At 37.6% G+C, this 19,652-nt stretch carries 20 protein-coding genes; 7 read left to right on the plus strand and 13 right to left on the minus strand.

The features are described from left to right. Nucleotides 1-30: 30 nt before the first annotated feature. A complete protein-coding gene (locus LXF01_RS00270) occupies nucleotides 31-459 on the minus strand; it encodes a hypothetical protein (RefSeq protein WP_233944782.1) in 429 nt (142 codons plus the stop codon). A 107-nt stretch (nucleotides 460-566) separates the two neighbouring features. On the opposite strand from LXF01_RS00270, the gene LXF01_RS00275 reads away from it, so the two are divergent. After that, nucleotides 567-2,003, plus strand: coding sequence for an aminotransferase-like domain-containing protein (locus tag LXF01_RS00275; protein ID WP_233944783.1), 1,437 nt, complete (start codon nucleotides 567-569; stop codon nucleotides 2,001-2,003). Nucleotides 2,004-2,073: 70 nt separating this feature from the next. Here LXF01_RS00275 and ahr read toward each other — a convergent pair whose 3' ends face one another. The 12 genes from ahr to LXF01_RS00335 form a co-directional block, all read right to left on the minus strand. Further along, the gene (gene ahr, locus LXF01_RS00280; RefSeq protein WP_233944785.1) at nucleotides 2,074-3,096 is read right to left on the minus strand and encodes an NADPH-dependent aldehyde reductase Ahr; all 1,023 of its coding nucleotides are present in this window, start codon (nucleotides 3,094-3,096) and stop codon (nucleotides 2,074-2,076) included. 25 nt (nucleotides 3,097-3,121) lie between these two features. Continuing rightward, nucleotides 3,122-3,691: a DNA-3-methyladenine glycosylase I gene (locus tag LXF01_RS00285; protein ID WP_233944787.1), complete on the minus strand. Its 570-nt coding sequence runs from the start codon at nucleotides 3,689-3,691 to the stop codon at nucleotides 3,122-3,124. A 20-nt stretch (nucleotides 3,692-3,711) separates the two neighbouring features. Beyond that, nucleotides 3,712-3,957, minus strand: a complete 246-nt coding sequence (locus LXF01_RS00290; RefSeq protein ID WP_233944788.1) for a hypothetical protein — start codon at nucleotides 3,955-3,957, stop codon at nucleotides 3,712-3,714. 15 nt (nucleotides 3,958-3,972) lie between these two features. After that, a complete protein-coding gene (locus LXF01_RS00295; protein WP_218949567.1) occupies nucleotides 3,973-4,500 on the minus strand; it encodes a M23 family metallopeptidase in 528 nt (175 codons plus the stop codon). Nucleotides 4,501-4,567: 67 nt separating this feature from the next. After that, nucleotides 4,568-5,614 (minus strand): A/G-specific adenine glycosylase, encoded by a 1,047-nt coding sequence (gene mutY / locus LXF01_RS00300; RefSeq protein ID WP_233944790.1) that lies wholly within the window; start codon nucleotides 5,612-5,614, stop codon nucleotides 4,568-4,570. A gap of 156 nt (nucleotides 5,615-5,770) precedes the next feature. Continuing rightward, entirely contained in the window at nucleotides 5,771-6,130 is a 360-nt protein-coding gene (locus LXF01_RS00305; RefSeq protein ID WP_180022942.1) for an HIT family protein, read from the minus strand. Between the two features lie 23 nt (nucleotides 6,131-6,153). Continuing rightward, entirely contained in the window at nucleotides 6,154-6,921 is a 768-nt protein-coding gene (locus LXF01_RS00310) for a dienelactone hydrolase family protein (protein WP_233944792.1), read from the minus strand. A 193-nt stretch (nucleotides 6,922-7,114) separates the two neighbouring features. Continuing rightward, a complete protein-coding gene (locus tag LXF01_RS00315) occupies nucleotides 7,115-7,807 on the minus strand; it encodes an FKBP-type peptidyl-prolyl cis-trans isomerase (RefSeq protein WP_233944793.1) in 693 nt (230 codons plus the stop codon). A gap of 54 nt (nucleotides 7,808-7,861) precedes the next feature. Beyond that, nucleotides 7,862-8,575: an FKBP-type peptidyl-prolyl cis-trans isomerase gene (locus LXF01_RS00320; RefSeq protein WP_078191625.1), complete on the minus strand. Its 714-nt coding sequence runs from the start codon at nucleotides 8,573-8,575 to the stop codon at nucleotides 7,862-7,864. A gap of 246 nt (nucleotides 8,576-8,821) precedes the next feature. Beyond that, a complete protein-coding gene (locus tag LXF01_RS00325; protein ID WP_233944795.1) occupies nucleotides 8,822-11,008 on the minus strand; it encodes a polysaccharide biosynthesis tyrosine autokinase in 2,187 nt (728 codons plus the stop codon). Nucleotides 11,009-11,024: 16 nt separating this feature from the next. Then, complete coding sequence (locus LXF01_RS00330) at nucleotides 11,025-11,453, minus strand: low molecular weight protein-tyrosine-phosphatase (protein ID WP_078194091.1); 429 nt, start codon at nucleotides 11,451-11,453, stop codon at nucleotides 11,025-11,027. Next, nucleotides 11,453-12,508, minus strand: coding sequence for a polysaccharide biosynthesis/export family protein (locus tag LXF01_RS00335; protein ID WP_180022948.1), 1,056 nt, complete (start codon nucleotides 12,506-12,508; stop codon nucleotides 11,453-11,455). Before LXF01_RS00335 ends, LXF01_RS00330 begins: the two co-directional genes overlap by 1 nt. A 415-nt stretch (nucleotides 12,509-12,923) precedes the next feature. Here LXF01_RS00335 and tviB point away from each other — a divergent pair, with 415 nt between their 5' ends. Genes tviB through LXF01_RS00365 form a run of 6 tightly spaced genes read left to right on the plus strand, consistent with a single transcriptional unit; the run spans nucleotide 12,924 to nucleotide 19,649 of the window. After that, on the plus strand, nucleotides 12,924-14,201 hold the full coding sequence (gene tviB / locus LXF01_RS00340) for a Vi polysaccharide biosynthesis UDP-N-acetylglucosamine C-6 dehydrogenase TviB (protein WP_180122106.1): 1,278 nt from the start codon (nucleotides 12,924-12,926) through the stop codon (nucleotides 14,199-14,201). 17 nt (nucleotides 14,202-14,218) lie between these two features. After that, entirely contained in the window at nucleotides 14,219-15,244 is a 1,026-nt protein-coding gene (locus LXF01_RS00345; RefSeq protein WP_233944798.1) for an NAD-dependent epimerase/dehydratase family protein, read from the plus strand. Next, a complete protein-coding gene (locus LXF01_RS00350; protein WP_233944800.1) occupies nucleotides 15,241-16,458 on the plus strand; it encodes a lipopolysaccharide biosynthesis protein in 1,218 nt (405 codons plus the stop codon). Before LXF01_RS00345 ends, LXF01_RS00350 begins: the two co-directional genes overlap by 4 nt. After that, a complete protein-coding gene (locus LXF01_RS00355) occupies nucleotides 16,455-17,648 on the plus strand; it encodes an O-antigen polymerase (protein ID WP_233944802.1) in 1,194 nt (397 codons plus the stop codon). Before LXF01_RS00350 ends, LXF01_RS00355 begins: the two co-directional genes overlap by 4 nt. Continuing rightward, the gene (locus tag LXF01_RS00360) at nucleotides 17,635-18,438 is read left to right on the plus strand and encodes a glycosyltransferase family A protein (RefSeq protein WP_233944803.1); all 804 of its coding nucleotides are present in this window, start codon (nucleotides 17,635-17,637) and stop codon (nucleotides 18,436-18,438) included. Before LXF01_RS00355 ends, LXF01_RS00360 begins: the two co-directional genes overlap by 14 nt. Beyond that, nucleotides 18,435-19,649, plus strand: coding sequence for a glycosyltransferase family 4 protein (locus LXF01_RS00365; RefSeq protein ID WP_233944805.1), 1,215 nt, complete (start codon nucleotides 18,435-18,437; stop codon nucleotides 19,647-19,649). Before LXF01_RS00360 ends, LXF01_RS00365 begins: the two co-directional genes overlap by 4 nt. The last annotated feature ends 3 nt before the right edge of the window (nucleotides 19,650-19,652 follow it).

Below are 19,652 nucleotides of genomic sequence, written 5' to 3' on the forward strand. Positions count from 1 at the left end.
CTTAGCAATGATTTAGTTCAATATGAACGATCAATGACTTTGCATGTCAGGCAGGCGAAATGCCGTCAATTGCTGCATGTGCTGTGCTTCTGGAAGTTCGATACTGAGTAAGGTTTGTTCTGGAAATTGATGCGGATGTAACTTGATTTGAAATTGCCGCGCGGTCATTTGTTCACAGGCAAAGCGAAGTTTGGCTTGCTGCGGCATGATATTCATGCCGTTTTCAGATTTGGCTTTATAAATATATAGCTGCTGATGTAACCCGCCGCTGGTGATCGGTTGGATCTGCTCAAGTTCATATTGCGTCAGTTTTTGGGCACTCAAAAAACCTTGAATTAAAGATTTACAGATAAAATTTTGCTGGCTTTGAGCTTGAGTGTGCTGTTCGGGTTGGCACGCCATAAGCGTGAGTGTACTGATGATGATTAAACCCGCTCGAAGCTGCGTGAAGTCATTCATTTAATTTTCCCCCTATCGTTATTTTTGAGATATCAACCTGATGCCATCAGCTTAAATCTGTTAACTTAATGGGTACAGATACAAGAATGATTAAAAAAAGGGTACAGATGGCTTTTCAATATCAGCAGCTTGCGCAGCAGTTGGCACAGAAAATTTATAGTGGTGAATTGGCCGCAGGGCAGCGTCTGTATGCGCTACGTCAATTTTCACAGCAGCATCAGATCAGTTTAAATACCGCGAAACGCTGCTATGAATTACTTGAAGCCAAAGGCCTGATTTATGTTAAAGAAAAGTCTGGTTATTTTGTACAATCCTCACAGAAAGCCCAGCAAATTGCCGTGCCGAATCATCCTGATTTTGATTCCCGACCTCGTGAAATTTCGAATTTAGAATTGCAAATTCAGATCCATGAAGCATCTGCAAATAGTCGCCTGATTCATTTGGGTTCAATTCAGTTGTCCCCCAATTTTGTTCCTGTTGAAGCAATCAGACGTTCAATCCAAAGGGCATTAAAGCATTGTAAACCAGAAGATTTTTTATATAACAATCGGCAAGGTCATCCACAATTGCGTGAAGCTTTGTCGGCACATTGGGCTGAAGATGGTTTTTACATGCCTAAGGATGATATTTACATCAGCAATGGTTGTATGCCTGCTTTGTCAGTGATGTTGCAAAATCTAAGTGCGGAAGGGGAGAGTGTCATTGTTCCGACGCCGAACTATAACGGGCAATTGCAATTATTGGCTTTATTGAAGCGGAAAATTGTTGAAATTCCTGCCAATACGGAAGGTTTTGATTTAGATCGTTTAGAGCAGGCAATGCGGGATTCAGGCGCGAAAGTATGCTTATTGACTGCAAATTTTCAAAATCCTTTGGGTTTTTGTTTAAGTAATGAAGATAAGAAACGAATTGCACAACTGGCTGAAAAATATAAATGTTATGTGATTGAAGATGATATTTATGCTGAGTGTAGTTTCAATGCAAAGCGACCATTGCCTATCAAATATTGGGATCGGGCGGGCTATGTGATCTATTGTGCGTCGATTTCAAAATCTTTATCGCCTTCTTATCGGGTGGGGTGGTTTTGTCTTCCACCACATTTGCAACATTTGCGTCCGAAATTACTTTTGCAAAATGATTCGGTGAATACGCCTTTGCAGTTAGGACTTGCAGATTTGATTTTTAGTCGTGCGTATCGCCAACATCTTGCTGAATTGCGTCCTAAATTAATGGTGCAAGTCGAGCAGTATCGTCAGTATATTTACGATGCTTTTCAAGGGGTTGATATCCGTCTAAATCGGCCTCAAGGCAGTTATGCACTGTGGTTGCAGATGCCTGAACAAATAGACAGTTTGGCGCTGTATTACCATGCGCAAAAACATGGCATCAATATTGTGCCAGGTTTAATTTTTGGTGAGGACAATCGTTATAACAACTGTATTCGTCTAAATGCCGGGCATGAGTTGTCTGTAGATATTCAGCAGGCCATTTTGTTGCTTGCAGATTGGGTACGTAAGGAATGCATAAACTCAAATACCGTCTAATTTTGATGAGTGTATAAAGGACACAAAAAAGCCTGCATGCGGCAGGCTTTCTTGGCTTAGATTTTTGCCGTTAAAAATCAGCCTTCAGCACAATTCGATAACGCACGTTTCCTGAATGCAAACGTTCAATCGCTTCATTCACCTGAGACATGGGATACATTTCAATTTGAGGTGCAATATTTTGACGTGCAGCGAATCGAAGTAATTCACGCAGTGCCGCAGGAGAGCCAGTTGATGAGCCTGTAACTGATTTAGCACCACTGATCAGCATACCTGCGGGAATTTGCATCGGCTCAAGTGCTAGGCCAAGCATGTGAACGCTTCCATTCGGTGCCAAAGTTGAAAGATAGGCTTGCCAATCCAACGTCACATTGACCGTGCTTAAAATCAAATTGAACTTCCCACGCTGAGCTTTAATTGCAGCAAGATCACGACTATTCACCACATGGTCAGCACCCATGGCTTTAAGTTCATCGGTTTTATCTAAGTTTGAGCTGAACGCAGTAATTTCACAGCCCCAAGCCTTGAGCAGTTTAATCGCCATATGACCTAATCCACCAATGCCGATCACGGCAACATGGTGAATGGCCTGAATTTGGTGCTGCAAAATGGGATCAAATACCGTAATCCCACCGCAGAGTAGAGGACCAGCACTGGTTGGGTCGAGATCATCTGGAAGCGGAATAACCCATTGCCAGCCTGCACGGACTTTGTCGGCAAAGCCACCTGCATGACCGACGATCGTTGCTGTCTTGGTTCCAGTACATTGTACTTGGCGACCATTGATACATGGGTCACAGTGTTGACAACTTTCTGCTGTCCAGCCAATGCCTACACGCTGTCCGATTTTGAGTCCTTTGGCTTCGCTGCCGAGTTGGGTAATGGTTCCAATCACTTCATGCCCAGGGACTACAGGATAAACCGAAGATTTCCAATCATTTTGGATAATAGAAATATCTGAGTGACAAAGACCGCAATACTCGACTTTGACTTCAACCTGATAGGCTTGTAATTCACCTGCATCAAATTGGTAGGGAACAAGGGCTTCACCACTGTTCATTGCTGCATAGGCGTGGATTGTATTGTCACTCATTATTCTATCCTTTCTGCTTTTGAGGTCATTCTGCGTGCGTGTATTTAAAGTCACAGTGATTTTCATGATCGTTAACCATGCCGATGGCTTGCATCAGAGCATAGCAAGTCGTTGGACCGACAAATTTAAAACCATGCTTTTTTAATGCTTTGGACATGGCCTGACTTTGAGCGGTTTGTGCAGGGGCGCTGCGATATTCAACGACATCATTATTGGCAATGTGTCCTTCGACAAAATTCCAAAGAAATTCCACAGGATGAATCCCTTGGGCTTTTAACTGTTGCCATGCTTTGGCATTATCTCGAATGGCAGTGAGTTTGCCGATATGGCGAATCAAACCTGAATCTTGTAATTTTTCTTGTAATTGTAGGTCACTCAACGCTGCAATTTCGGCAATGGGATATTGAAAAAAATGCTGCTGATAACAGGCCCGTTTTTTCAGCACAGTGATCCAAGACAGCCCCGCTTGTTGTCCTTCAAGACACAGCATTTCAAAGAGATACTGCTCATCAAAGCTAGGTTTAGCCCATTCAGTGTCGTGGTAGGCAATATATAAAGGATCTTCGGAGCACCAAGCACAGCGTTGTATTGTCATGTTGAATGCTCCGTTTTGAATTAAATTTTAAAAGCTGTCCATTGGTCGTTTTTATTGTCCCAATACAACAGTTCCGCTTGATCGAGATCGGTAAATTGAATCCATACATCTTTACCTGATTTGTCTGCGTAGCCGGTGCTGATGAGTAATGCTTCTTCAGTGATCTCCATGATCCAGCCCTGATAAGACTGTCCATTGAGGCTGATTTTTTGTTGATTACCAGATTCTGCAAATTCCACCAGACGATTGATCAACGCTTCTGACATGTATGTTTCCTAAAATTAACGTAAATACGGATAGGGGTTAACGGCATTGCGACCTTTACCACCCAAGTAAATGCCATAATGCAAATGTGGTGCAGTATGTCGAGCATTGCCAGTATTACCTACATAGCCAATGACATCACCTTTTTTGACATAGTCGCCGACATTTAAGCCACGTTTATGACCATCAAGATGCGCATAATAATGCCAAGAACCTGCAGGCCCCATAATCCATATCACTTTACCACCCAAATTGTTATTACGTAAGTCAGCAACTAAACCTTCTGTAGCACTGAGAACTTTTGTTCCACGTGGAACAATAATATCAATGCCTTCGTGGCTTCGTCCTTGGCTACGCGCTGCGCCCCAAGTATCCTTGAGCGCACTTCGTTTGACTTGATGAACAGGAACAGGCAATTGATTGGATAAACGCATGTTTTGTAATTTTTTCACTTCATGAGCAGGCAATGTACTGCCTGATGGTTTGGGTGGAGTCGACGTACAGGCGCTGAGTAAAAGCAAAATAAAACCAATACCGCTGAACAACCCTTTGCGAAGCTGAAAAAATCCTTGAGTCACATTTGTCCCTATTCAATTGATGAGCAGTTAAAAACTATGGCATAGAATGGCTTTCGAGTTCTAGCGTAGAAATGAGTTTTTTCATGGCGGTTGGAATACCGAGTGCAGTGGCTTGTATCGGGCTAAACCACTGTCCGTTGCATTCAATCGCTAAATGCTCTTTTTGATCGGCAGCAACAGTAAATACAGTAGCTTCTAAAAGCCAAGTGAAGTGGGTAAAACTATGAGATATTTGCACTTGAGTAGTGGTAGGTTTCAGATCAAGCTGCTGAGTGTGGGATTGAAACTCATGGGGTTGATCAAAAATAGGTAAACACCACAGACCACCCCATAGCCCGCTATTCGGACGTTGTATCCAAAGCCATTCTCCTGCAGATTGAATCAGCATGACTTGGGCCTCTCTCACTGGAACAGGCTTTTTAGGCTTTTTATAAGGTAATTCAGTCTCTAAACCCTGAGCATGTGCTTTGCAGTGCTGTTGCATGGGACAATATAAACAGAGCGGCTTTTTCGGCGTGCAAACGGTTGCACCAAGATCCATAATCGCTTGGGTATAATCGTGGTTACGTACCGTGGGGCAAAGCTCACTCGCCAGTTGCCACATGGCCCGTTCATGTACAGGTTTCGATAAATCATCTTCAATAGCAAAGAATCGAGACAATACTCGCTTGACGTTGCCGTCCATAATCACGCCATATTGTCTTAAACCTAAAGACATCAGCGCACCTGCGGTAGACGGGCCGATGCCGGGTAGTTCCATCCATTGCTCAAGATTGCTTGGAAAATGTCCCTGACGTGCAACAATACCTGCGGCTTTGTGTAAGTTCCGAGCCCGTGCATAGTAGCCTAAGCCAGCCCAATAGGGTGCCACATCATCCCACGAAGCATGGCCTAAATCTTCAACAGTCGGAAATCGTTGAATAAATCGATCAAAGTATTGTAAGACGGTTTTGACTTGAGTCTGTTGTAGCATAATTTCTGAAACCCACACTTTGTAAGGGTCATCCTTCACTTGCCACGGTAAGTCATGACGACCATGGGCATCAAACCAGTCGAGAAGGGCATCAGAAAAGTTAAACATGCAATACAGTCAAAATTGAAAAAACCTGCCTAGTATACATCTTTCTATAGGCATTCTTTTTTGTTCAAAACGAAATCTGTATATCAGGGGAAATGCAAAAATAGCGGCTATCAAAAAAGGAGCCGAAGCTCCTTAGTGAGTGTCAATTTTTAAATTTTAGCTTTTAAAGCCCCAGCGGGTATCAAGCGCCAACGTTTGGTTTTCATAACGTGGAATAATGTGAATGTGCACATGTTCAGTGGCTTCGCCAAAAACTTGTCCATCATTAAACCCAATATGAAAGCCAGTAGGTTGATAACGTAAATTTAATTCATTACGCGCTTGTTCAAGTAAGGACATTAAACTTTTACGTTCTTTATCAGTAATTTCAAAAAAAGAACCAACGTGACGTAGCGGGACAATGACAGCATGTCCTTTAGACAGTGTGTGTGGTTCAGGAAGTACAACTCCAAAATCATTTTTTGCAATAACGTCATATTCGTCAAAATTGCAATATGGACAATTGAGATCTGTCATTGTGCTCTCCTCATTTTTATAAATTAAATATTGGTATTGGTTCTTAGCGCTTTAGAACCAAGCTGGCGTGCTAACAAGGCATACATGGCCGCTAAGCTTTGTTGTTCTGCAGTAGCGTTATAAGCTAAATCTACGCCGTTGGCTTTGGCGCGTTCATCCGCCATCGGGTTACTAAAGCCATGTTTTGCACCTTCAAAAATATTAATTTGATACTTCACTTGGGCAGCATCCATTTCATTTCTAAAGGTCGCAACATCTTCTAAGCTCACCATCGAGTCGAGCTCACCATGTTGCACTAAAATCTCTGCTTGAACTTGTCCTGTTTGTGCAGGAGTCGCTGTAGCAAGTGTTGCATGGAAGGTCACCACAGCTTTTAATGCAGCACCTGAACGAGCTAAATCCAGCACGACTTTTCCACCATAGCAAAAGCCTATAGCTGCGAGTTTATCTGCATTTACTTCTTTTTGCTGTACCAAAGTGTTTAATGCAGCAGACGCACGGGTCACAATGGTGTCGGCATGATCAAAAGTCTGCATCATCCATTCATAAGCTTGCTTGGCATCTGTGGTGACTTTTTTATCACCATACATATCCAAAGCGAAAGCAGCATAGCCTTGTTCTGCCAATTCACGCGCACGTTGTTCGGTATATTCATTGCGTCCCCACCATTCAGGTGCAACTAACACACCTGCGATCGCAGTGTCTGACTCTGGAGCAGCAAAATAGCCAAAAAGTTGAGTTCCATCCGCTGCTGTATATTGAATTTCGCGAGTCTTAATTTTAACGGTCATGGTCAAATCCTTATGTGCGGCTACGCAGTTGATGAAGATTTAAAATAAATGGAAATTGGTTTTTGTGAAATAAATATAAGATATCAATGTGAATTTTAAGTCAAATCAATCAAAAAAATTGTAAAAGAAAATAATGGTACGAAGAAATATTGAGGAGCACCGAGATTTGTCGATGCTCCTGAAGTGGGTATTGTTATTTAGAGAGAACTTCGATGAGCTCTACATCAAAAATCAGTGTGCTGTTTGGCTCAATGACGTCTGCTGAACCAATTTGACCATAACCCAAATTGGCAGGAATGAAGAAGCGATATTTTGCACCTTCTTTCATCAACTGTAGACCTTCTGTCCAACCTTGAATAACTTGGCTCACTTGGAACATCGCAGGTTGGTTGCGTGCAATTGAACTATCAAAAATAGTGCCATCAATTAAGCGCCCTTCATAGTGAACTTTCACTGTTGAATTGGCTTTGGGTGACTTACCTTTGCCGGCTTGAATGACTTGATACTGCAGGCCAGATTTCGTGACCTGAATACCTGGTTTTTTGGCATTCTCAGCAAGAAACGCAGTGCCAATAGTCGCATTTGCGTCCGCTTTTTTCTTCAATTCAATCAGTTGTTTCGCTTCGGTTTGCTTTTTATATTGAGTTAAAGCACGAGTCATTTCTTCATCTGTTAATGACGAAGCTTGACCTTTAGAAGCTGCCTTTAAACCTGCAACAAATGCATCAATATCCAAATCCTTAATGGATTCAGCATTACTGCGTCCCATTAAATAACCAAAACTATAACCGACTTGTTCTGCAGCACTACTTTTATTACTGACATCTTTGGCAAATACAGTGCTTGAGCAGAGTGCCAAACACAACATACTGATCTGTAATTTCATGACCGAGTCTCAAAATAAAGCAGGAGAGCGAAAAGCTCTCCTGTACCGGTTTTATTATTTAACTTCAATGAGTTCTACATCAAAAATTAAAGTACTGTTCGGTGGAATCGTTCCTGGAACACCTTGAGCACCATAACCTAGGTTTGAAGGAATATACAAAGTAGCTTTGCCACCTTCTTTCATTAACTGCAGACCTTCAGTCCAACCCGGAATTACTTGGTTCAACGGAAATTCAATTGGCTCGCCGCGCTGTACTGAACTATCAAATACTGTGCCATCCACTAACTTACCTGTGTAGTGAACTTTAACAACTGATGTAGCTTGCGGTTGTTTACCTGTACCTTCTTTCGTTGTTAGGTACTGTAAACCAGAAGCAGTGGTTTTAACCCCAGCTTTGCTTTTGTTTTCTGTTAAGAAATTATCGCTGCTACTTTGTGCTTGCTTATTGCTTTCAAGTTGTTTGTTTTGCATTTCTTGCTGAAACTCAGCATATGCTTTTTGTAATTCTTCTTCAGTATATGCAGGTTTTGCACGAGCATGGCCTGCACGAACGCCAGTGACAAAGCTATCAATATCTAATTCTGGAGGCGTTTGATGGGCAACTTCATAACCAAGTGCATAACTGATTTTAGCGACAGCAGAAGCATTTGCAGCTGGTTGAGTTGATGTTGCTGATTGCGTAGCAGGTGTTTTAGTTGCATAGTAAACAGGAACAAGTGCGGCACCGCCGAGTAATACAGCGACAGCGATAGGTAGGGCCTTACTCATATATTTTCCCACAATTATTTTATATGTAAAAAGTTGCTGAAATTCTAGCAGACTTTTCCTGTTCAGCGCTTACCTATCTCTACGATCAGGTAAGGTGCAGGAAAGATCATCATAGTCATGTTCTTATTTTTATACTATAACGGTATGAATATATAAAACATTTTTTATACAGAAAGTGGCATGCAACATAAATTTCGCACATAAAAAAAGCCACCGTATTTGGTGGCTTTTTTGAACAGGCTTAAATTAGTCTTGGTCTTTTGAAGCTTTATAACCATAGGAATAGTTATAGCCATAACCATAGCCTGCTGAGCTACGTTGAATGTCGTTTAGAATAATACCATTGACCTTCACACCCACTTGTTCAAAGCGGTTCACGGTTAACTCTAATTCTTTCAACTGCGTTTTCGCATAACGAGCAATCACCAGATTCACGCCAGCAAATTGCGAAATAATGATACCGTCTGTCACCGCAAGTACTGGAGGTGTATCAATGATCACATGATCGAACATCGGTGAAATTAGATCTAAGAATTCTTTGAATTTACCAGAACTTAAAAGCTCAGATGGGTTAGAAGGGCTCTTACCGCGAGTAATCACACTTAAATTTGGAATTTCAGTGGTTTTAATGATGCTGTCTAGATCGCGCTGACCATTTAAATATTCAGAAAGGCCTGGTTGGTTGTCATGATTGAAATATTTGTTTAAATAACCACGACGTAAATCAGCATCAATAATTAAAACGCGTTTATTACTTTGTGCAAGAATTGTTGCCAAGTTGGTTGAAATGAATGATTTACCAACTTCTGGTGCAGGCCCCGAAATCATGATCAGGTTATTTTTTGCAGATGTCAGTGCAAAGTGAATGGCAGTCCGCATACTGCGTAGGCTTTCAATCGCAATATCATCGCTATTTTTAACCGCAAGTACAGGAATGGTCTTTTTCTTCTTCAGTAACTTGATGCGACTTTCCTGAATAGGGGAACGTGGCACAGTGGCATAAACGGGAAGATCAAGGGTGTTCTCAATTTCTGAAGAATCTTTGATTCCCGAACGAAGCATGTTACGTAGTAGTGCAAGTAATGTACCGAGGAAACCACCAAGAAAAATTGAAAGTATCAAGATTTGTAGTTTTTTTGGTGCAATTGGTTCAATAGGCTCTACGGCAGTATCCACAATACGGACATTACCAATTTCACCAGCTTTGGCAATTCGTAATTGTTGATAAGAGTTAAGTAGAGCAGTGTACAGCTGTTGCTTGACTTCAACTTCACGATAGAGCTGTAAATAACGACGTTGTAGGTCTGGTAATTTTTTTAAGGTGGTATTCAATTCACTAATTTTGCTATTGATTGCACCCAATTGAGCATTCATTTGTTGCATCACTGGATGTTCACTAGTGTACTTCGCAGAAGCTTCAGCAACTTTTTGCTCTAATTCAGCTTTTTGAGTTTCAAGAGTGACGCTTTGAGTTAAATATAGTTCAGATTCTTTGGTTACATCGACGGTATTAAACTCTTGACGGAATTTGTTAAATTCACGTTCTGCGACATCAAGCTGCTGTTTTAATTCAGGGAGTTGTTCGTCTAGGAATTTTAATGTTTGTGCACTTTCAGCCGAACGTCTTTCAATATTTTGATGGCTGTAGGCTGCTAAAATGGCATTTAAAACTTTTGTAATATGTTCTTTATCTTGGCCTTGATAGTTAAGGCCAAGCACGCCCGTCATTTTACCTTTTTCAGCAACAGAATAATTTGCCAAAATACTGTCAACTGCAGCAGGTAAAGACTGTTTTTGAATTAAATAGTCATCTTTGAATTGATCTTTGCTATAAATTGAGATTTCCCAAAGACCTTCTGCTGTACGCAAAGAGCTTTTTTGGTTCAATGGTGCTGTTAATATTTTTTGGTCAGTGTCTAGATCAATTAAAGAAAGTTTATTTTCTTGAAACTGTAGGCCAATATCCTTGTCACGATATTGTGTAGGGATATCAAATTGGCGAATTTCAAAACTTTTTTCATTATCTTTGAAAATGACTGATTTATTTTTATATTCTGTGACATATTCATGCGGCGAAAATAAGCGATCAGTGAAAGAATTCTCTGTACCGGAAATTTTTAAATCTAGATGTAAGTTTTGAATCACGGTGCCAAGAACTAAACGTGATTTAAGAATCTCAATTTCTGCTTGCGCTGGTTGTTTTTGATCAATCATGCCTGATAGATCACCTAATAAGGCAGCAGAAGCCCCTTTATTCTCTTCGACCTGTACTAAAGCATTGACTGCATAAGTGTCGGGAGTGGTTCTAAGATAAAGTAAAGCACAAACAAGACTTAAAATTACACATAGAGCAATTAACTTCCACTGTGCAATCAGAGAGAAAAATAATTCCTTTAAATCAATTGTATCTTCTGTATTGGTATTTTGGCTCATAATCGTACATCAAAAGTTAAATTTGTTTAGTCCAATCTGCAATGCAAGATTGGATCAGTTCTGAGGTCTGGTCAAAAAAAGCTTGATCATGCTGATATGGGTCAGGCACATTTTTACCTTGCCAATGGCCTAAACGAAAAGTCTTTCCTTTTGCAAATGGCCATGTTTGTTCAATATGCTTTTGTTGATTTGAACTCATGACTAAAATTAAATCTGATTTCTTGATCAGTTCAGCATTTAATTTTTGCGCAATGTGTCCACTCATATCGATGCCAATTTTTTGCATACAGTGTTGAGCTTTTTCATCTGCTGGATGTCCAACCATGCCTGAGATTCCCGCTGAATAAATATTCAGATCGGGATGATTCTTTTTCAGAAGATATTCTGCCATAGGACTTCGGCAAATATTACCTACACACACCACCAGAATATTTTTAAATAACATTATTGACCCATTCTGTCGATGTTATAGATCATATTTGAGAAAGGAATCACCTGATTGATCACGCGCTGCCAACGTGCCAAGCCAGATGCATCAACATATACAATATCGTTGCTACGCATTCTGAACTGGTTTGCGAGTCCAAAGTCACCAATACTGGTTAAATCCAAATGATAAATTTCGGTCATCGGGCTATTCATATCACTACGTACTACGTAGATTTTACCTCGACTTGCAGAAAGCGAGTTTACCCCAAGACTTTCGCCCAAGACATCACTTAAACTCATTCCTTGATCACGCATTGGTAGGGATTGATTTTTACCAGATTCACCCATTACATAAATTTTCTGATTTTCGCGTGAATTGACATAAATTGTATCGTTAGGCTGTATGAGTAGATTATGTAGTGAATAGCCAGCCTTTTCTAACTGAATGCTATTTAAGTTGTAAGTTTGTCCTTGGCGTACCAAGGTAATAGACGTATTATCGCCAAATTGCGTATTCACACCGCCAGCAAGACCAAGAGCAGTATATACGCTGGTAGGTTGGTCGGTGAGATTAAATTGACCACCTTTCATTACATTACCTTGGACAGAATAACGCTGGCCTTGGTAGGAAAGAACGCGAACAATCACATCTGGGGTTTTTAAATAGCGGGCAAGTTGGCTACGTAACTCCTGATTGACTTTTGTTAGGGATTTTCCGGCAGCTTTATATCGGCCAATAATAGGGAATTGAATATAACCATTTTGGTCGATTTGGTAACCGTTTGATTTTATCGCCTCTTCATTACTAATGGTATTTGTAGGTGGCGTTATTTCCGGATATGCCCATAAATAAATGGATAAAATATCACCAGAATTTAATCGATATTGTTGTTGTTGTTGATTGAAAAGGTGAGCAAAATTTTGTTGATTAATCTGTGCGGGTTGAACGGCTGCTAAATTGTCTTGTGATAATTTGATGACATTTACAGTTGAACCTAGATCTGTTTGGAAAACACCTTCTTTTGGTAAATCATATGTTTGAAGACCTGATGTGATTGCACAACCCGTCATACCTAAACTGAGTGCTAACAAGAAGCTATAACGATAGTAACTCACTCGAAATCCTACTTATAAAAATAATTGAATTGTAAAAAAGGCAACAGCCTGATTTTTAAAATATATAACGCAGCATTTTATACTATGTAAAGTAAACATCCTAGGATTTGCTGTCAAAATGTGTTGCTACAGTGTAATGATTATTGTGTGAAATAAAACACATATTTGTTAATGAATACATAATAAATTCATTTAAGTAATTGGTGTTAAAAATCAAATATTAATATATTGGATAAAAAATAAACGTTGAATTTTGCAGTTATAATTTTTGATTACGAAAAATAATAATTTCCGAAAAATATAAGGGCGATTTCTGCTATATTATGAGGCGTTTTTCACATGATTAAATCATAAATTATAAGGCTCTGGAATGTTGCAACTCTCGGAACTAAAAATTGCTGTAATTGGGTTGGGCTATGTGGGTTTACCACTAGCTGTTGAATTTGGTAAAAAAGTACCTGTAGTGGGTTTTGATATTCACCAAAAACGAATTGATGAGCTGCGTTCAGGGCAGGACCATACGCTCGAGGTATCTCCGGAAGAATTAGTACAATCTACACATTTAACATATAGCGCAAATTTAGAAGATCTTAAATCTTGTAACTTTTTTATTGTTACTGTGCCAACACCAATTGATGAATTTAAGCAGCCGGATTTAACTCCATTAGTTAAAGCTTCAGAAAGCATTGCAAAAGTGCTGAAAAAGGGCGATATCGTGGTGTACGAATCAACGGTATATCCAGGTGCAACTGAAGAAGTCTGTATTCCTGTTTTAGAGAAAAACTCAGGCTTAACATTCAATCAAGATTTCTTTGCAGGCTATAGCCCTGAGCGTATTAACCCGGGCGATAAACTGCACCGCGTCACCAATATTTTAAAAATCACCTCAGGTTCAACACCTGAAATCGCTGATTATGTTGATGAAGTCTATAACCTGATTATTGAAGCAGGCACGCATAAAGCAGCCAGCATTAAGGTTGCAGAAGCAGCTAAAGTGATTGAAAACACCCAGCGTGATGTGAATATTGCCTTAATTAATGAATTGGCATTGATTTTCAATAAAATGGGCATTGATACTGAAGCGGTATTACAAGCAGCAGGTACCAAATGGAACTTCCTTCCATTCCGTCCGGGTTTAGTTGGTGGTCACTGTATCGGTGTTGACCCGTACTACTTGACCCATAAGGCGCAAGCGATTGGCTATAACCCTGAAATTATTTTAGCGGGCCGCCGTTTAAATGATGGCATGGGTGCTTATGTGGTCACTCAGCTAGTTAAAGCCATGCTGAAAAAACGCATTCAAGTAGAAGAGGCTAAAGTCTTAATTTTAGGCTTAAGTTTTAAAGAAAATTGCCCTGATATCCGTAATACCCGCATCATTGATATTGTGAAAGAACTGCAAGAATATCATGTCAATGTTGATGTATATGACCCTTGGGTAGATGCCGCTGAAGCTGAACATGAATATGGAATTCGGCCTGTACAAGCACCTGCACAAGGTGAATATGATGCTGTGATTTTGGCAGTCGCGCATGAACAATTTAAAGACATGGGTGTAGAGACGATCCGTGCGTTGGGTAAAGAGGATCATGTACTCTATGACTTGAAGTACGTGTTATCTCAAGCTGAATCTGATATCCGCCTTTAATTAATAGAGTAACAAAGATGAGCCAATATAAGAATGTTTGTGAACAACTTATGAATCAGCCAAAAATATGGCTGGTGACGGGGGTGGCTGGCTTTATTGGCTCAAACCTTTTAGAGACTTTACTTAAGCTCAACCAAACTGTGGTGGGTTTGGATAACTTTGCCACGGGTCATCAGCATAACCTTGATGAGGTGCAAAGCTTGGTCACTGCGGAGCAATGGGCGAAATTCAGATTCATTGAAGGTGATATTCGCAAATTTGAAGACTGCCAAAAAGCCTGTGTAGGTGTGGATTATGTGCTGCATGAAGCTGCTTTAGGTTCTGTACCGCGTTCGATTGCCGATCCGATCACCACCAATGACACCAATATTAGCGGTTTTTTGAATATGTTGACTGCTGCACGTGATGCAAATGTATCTAGTTTTACATATGCAGCAAGTAGCTCAACTTATGGTGATCATCCTGCATTACCAAAAGTAGAAGAAAATATTGGTAATCCATTGTCTCCATATGCAGTGACCAAATATGTAAATGAACTTTATGCTGATGTTTTTGCTCGAACTTATGGTTTTAAGACAATTGGCTTGCGTTACTTTAATGTTTTTGGTCAGCGTCAAGATCCAAATGGGGCATATGCTGCAGTAATTCCTAAGTGGACAGCTGCAATGATTGCTGGCGAAGATGTCTTCATTAATGGTGATGGTGAAACCAGTCGTGATTTCTGCTTTATCGATAACACTGTTCAAGCCAATATTTTGGCGGCAACTTCATCTGATGAGGCAAAAAATCAGGTCTATAACGTTGCAGTTGGAGATCGTACGACTTTGAATGAGTTATATCATGCTATTCAAACCGCACTTGCTGAAAATGACGTTAAATTTGACCGTAATCCTGTGTATCGTGAATTCCGTGTGGGTGATGTGCGTCATTCGCAAGCTAGTATTGCTAAAATTGAGCAAAGTTTGGGTTATACACCACAGTTTAAAATTGCTGAAGGTGTTCAGTTAGCGATGCGTTGGTATGTTTTGAATTTAAAGAAATGAATTTAAATATAAAGGTTCTAAGTACCATTGGTGTAAGGGGAGCGGTAGCTTTTGGAAATTTCCTCTTACCTATTTTAATTGCAAAATATTATGGTTTAAAAGATTTAGGTATTTTTGTCACTATTATTTCAACAATTACTTTTATTCATATTGTTTTAAAGTTTGGTATGGATAAGACAATAATGAGAGAGGTGGCAAAATTAAAAAATATAAAAGAGTATATAAAACTATCATTTAAGGTGTTTTTTTTAGCTTTTATTTTATTATGTTCTTTATGTTTAATTTTTGATAGTTATATAAAACTTGAAAATTTATTATACATCCTGTTTACATCAATACCTTATACAATATTAATTTTAAATTCTACTATTTTGCAGGCATTAGGCAGACCGGATCAGGGCTTAATTTTTAATCCCGGGTTGTCGAGCTTAATAATATGTATTCTACTTTTTATTATAAACACTAATTTTAATATTAATGATATTCTCAATATTTATGCATCAATTCTATGGTTGATGCTTTTTATCTCCTTGATTGTTATATTTCCATTAATATCTAGATATAATGAAAACCAAAAATTAGATTTTGGCTGGGAAAAAAAATACTTATATAATTCAGGTATTTTTTTTATAATATCTATTTTTATTTTTTCACAACAAATTAGTTTAACATTTACTTTAAATTATTTTGAGAGTATTGAAATAGTCGGAATGGTGAGATATGCTGAAAAATTAGCAATAATTTTTACATTTCCTTTGATGGTGATTGTTGCAATATTTTCACCTAAATTTTCATATTTATATTCAACGAAAAATATTGAACAGTTGAGAAGGGCTTTTAATAAATCCTTAACTGCTTGTATATTTTCAGCGCTATTATGTTTAATAGCATTTTTTATACTATATTACAGCGTTGGTAGGATTGATAATCAAAGTTATGATAATTTATCATACTTTTTGGTACCATTTGTTTTAGCTCAATTAATAAACTTGCTTACTGGGCCAAGTGATATATTACTAAGTATGGTTGGTAAAGAGCGCTTATTGCTATGGCTGACAGTTTCCTCTGGATTTTTTTCAATTTTATTGTTTTATTTTGCATTGAAATTTTCTACACTGTTAGTTGCAGTTTATTTGTTGAATTGTATTTATTTGTTAAGAAATATTTTACAATTTTATTTTTCTAAGAAAATATTGAAGAGTGATTTTCTGTGATGAATCCAATTTATCCAATAATTATATATTTAAACTTTTGGATTCTATTTTCATTAAATTTCTATGGCGCAGCACAAATTGTAACTCTAGGGTTCATGGTTCTTATTTTTATATATATTGGAACAACTAAGAATTCAGAAAATTATTTTAATGTAAAACGTATTGATCTAATACTGATTGTTTCAGTGATTTTACTATTTTCAAATATTGGTTCATTTTTTTTATATGGTGAGTTTAGCTATTTAGCAAGAAGTTTTTACGTTCTAGTCCCATTTATTCTATTCTTGGTTGTAAAAAAAATAAAAATTACAAATTACAAAAAAATTTACAATTTAATGGTGGGATTATTTTTGATTTCAAATCTAATAGCACTGTTTTATTTAACAACTTTTAGTCCAGCACATTTTAAGTTTGTTCCAGCTGTTAGCTGGGCCTTTATCACATCAAATAATATTTCTTATCATGTTACATTGTTGTCTTTTTTACTTTTAGTTTTTTCATATAGCTTTAAATATAAAGTTAAGTTATCTTTGGTATTAGGAGTGGTTTTTTCATGTATTCACTTTTCAAAATCACATCTCGTTTTTTTAATTTTATCTTTATTAATATCTTGGTTTATTTTAAGCAAAAAAATTTATAAAATTTCAATTGTGGTATCTTTATATATTTTAGGTGTTCTAACCTATTATTTCGATTTAAAGAGTTTTGTAGATAACTTGGATATTAAGCCTATTAGTAGAATATATTATGGTTTTACTGAAATGCCAGTTTTAATACAAGTTAACGGTTGGAGAGATGGACTTTTACTATTCATTTCTGATGTGGGTGATGAAACTAGATCAAATATTTATATGAATGGATTTTCAGGAATTAGTGAAATTGGTTTATTTGCTGCTGATCCAAACACATATTATCGGATTTTTGGTGGTCGAGACTATCATAATACCATTTTATATATTTTGTATGAATATGGCATGCTAGGTGGGTTATTTTATTTCTTGTTTTTATTTGGAATTTTATTTTCTATTTCTGGTGTGAAAAATATTGCTGTAAAATTTTTATTAACAGCTGCATTTGTATATTTCTTCTTTAGGTCATTGTTTATCTCTGCTGATATTGTTTGGATAAGTTTTTATTGGCTTATAATTTTCTATATATATTATTTGAGTAAGAGTTATGTTAAGGTTTGAGGTCGCTATTTCTTGTTTAAATGAAGATATTTTTAAAATACAAAATAATTTTAAAAATATCTTTAATATGCTAAATATTTTTATTCATGTTATACATCAAGTTAATGATAATTGCGATTATAATGATGTAATAAATTTATTAAGTGCTAATTCAAATTTGCGTTATTCAAGACTAGATCGTTTAGGTTTGCCATTAAGTAGAAATTTTGCACTTGAAAACTGTTCAGCTGATTTACTAATACCAACAGATTCTGATGTTGTACTATTTTATGAAGAATTTGAAAAAATATCATCAATTTTTGAAAATAATTCCGAAATTGATTATGTTACGCTCGAAAGTTTTTATGATCCCGAAAAGCTTCAGCCTAGAAGAAGTTTTAAAGATACGGATTTTACTCATACTAAGCGCTCATTATTATCTGTGTCATCTATAGAAATTGTTATTAAAGTTAAAAGCTTTAAAGAAACAAAAACGCACTGGGATTTAGATTTTGGTTTGGGAGCAAAATTTTCTGGAGGCTTAGAAACTGTTATGTTGCAAAATGCCTATAGTAATAATTTACAAGGTAAATTTTTTCCCATTCCATTAAGCTATCACCGTGAATTATCAACTGGTACTGAAATTAATCTAAGAAGAGTCTTTATTCGATCTGCTGTTTTCGAGAAAATTTTTGGTAAAAATAAAGGTAAATTTTTATCTTTGTTATTTCATGTTAAAAACTTTAATAAATTTAAAAGTTTAGGTGCTATGAATTTAATTAAGACTATTATGAGTAATAAACATATATGAAAATTATTTATTTGCATCAATATTTCAATACACCAGATATGTCTGGTGGTACGCGTTCATATGAAATGGCAAAGCGTTTAGTAGCTGCTGGTCATGAAGTGCATATTGTTACTTCATGGGTAGGAGATTCGCCTCATACAGAATGGTATCAAGAAATGATTGATGGAATAACAGTTCATTGGTTTCCGAATCCATATAATAATAAAATGTCGTTTAAACGACGTATACAAGCATTTTTTCGGTTTGCATTTGCCGCAAAACAAAAAGTAAGTCAGATTCCAGCAGATGTCATTTTTGCTACAAGCACGCCGTTGACTATTGCATTGCCAGCTATTTTAGGTGCCCGCAAACATAAAATACCTGTAGTTTTTGAAGTGCGCGATTTATGGCCTGAAGTTCCTATTGCTATGGGAATTTTGAGAAAGCCCTATCAAATTTTTTTAGCAAAAGCTTTGGAAAAATGGGCATACAAAAATTCATCACACGTCATTGCACTTTCTGAAGGTATGAAAGAAGGTGTTATATCCACTGGATACCCAAAAGATCGAGTTTCGGTAATTCCAAACAGTTGCGATAATGATTTATTTGATGTTAGTGAAGAAGATTATTTGAAGTTTAAAGAGAAAAATACTTGGTTACCAAATGCTGAAACAATTATTTATACTGGCACGTTTGGAATGGTAAATGGTGTCGGTGTAGCTGTAGATTTAGCGAGGGAGCTTAAGCAAAGAGGATCTACCATAAAAATTTTACTAATTGGTGATGGCCTCGAATTTGAAACTATATATAAAAAAGCACGGGAATATAAAGTTTTAGACGAGCAATTATTTATACGAAAACAAGTTCCTAAAACAGAAATTCCGTATTTTCTTAAATATGCGACGATGGCTTCTAGTTTTGCTATTGATTTACCTGCAATACAAGCAAATTCCGCAAATAAGTTTTTTGATGCACTTGCTGCATCTAAACCAATTTTAATTAATTATGGTGGTTGGCAAAAAGATATTATAGAGCAAAATAACTGTGGTGTTGTGGCTTGGAAAAAATCGATAAAAGAAATTGCTAATGAGCTAGAAGAGTTTATAGGTGATAATGAGGCATACACTCAAGCATGCATTAATGCTAAGAGATTAGCTATGAATGATTTTTCAAGGGATCGTCTTGCGGCTCAGTTGGAAAAAATATTATTACAGCATAGTAAGGGGTTATGAAAT

Origin of the sequence: Acinetobacter sp. SH20PTE14, assembly GCF_021391555.1 — a bacterium.
Lineage (GTDB): Bacteria > Pseudomonadota > Gammaproteobacteria > Pseudomonadales > Moraxellaceae > Acinetobacter > Acinetobacter amyesii.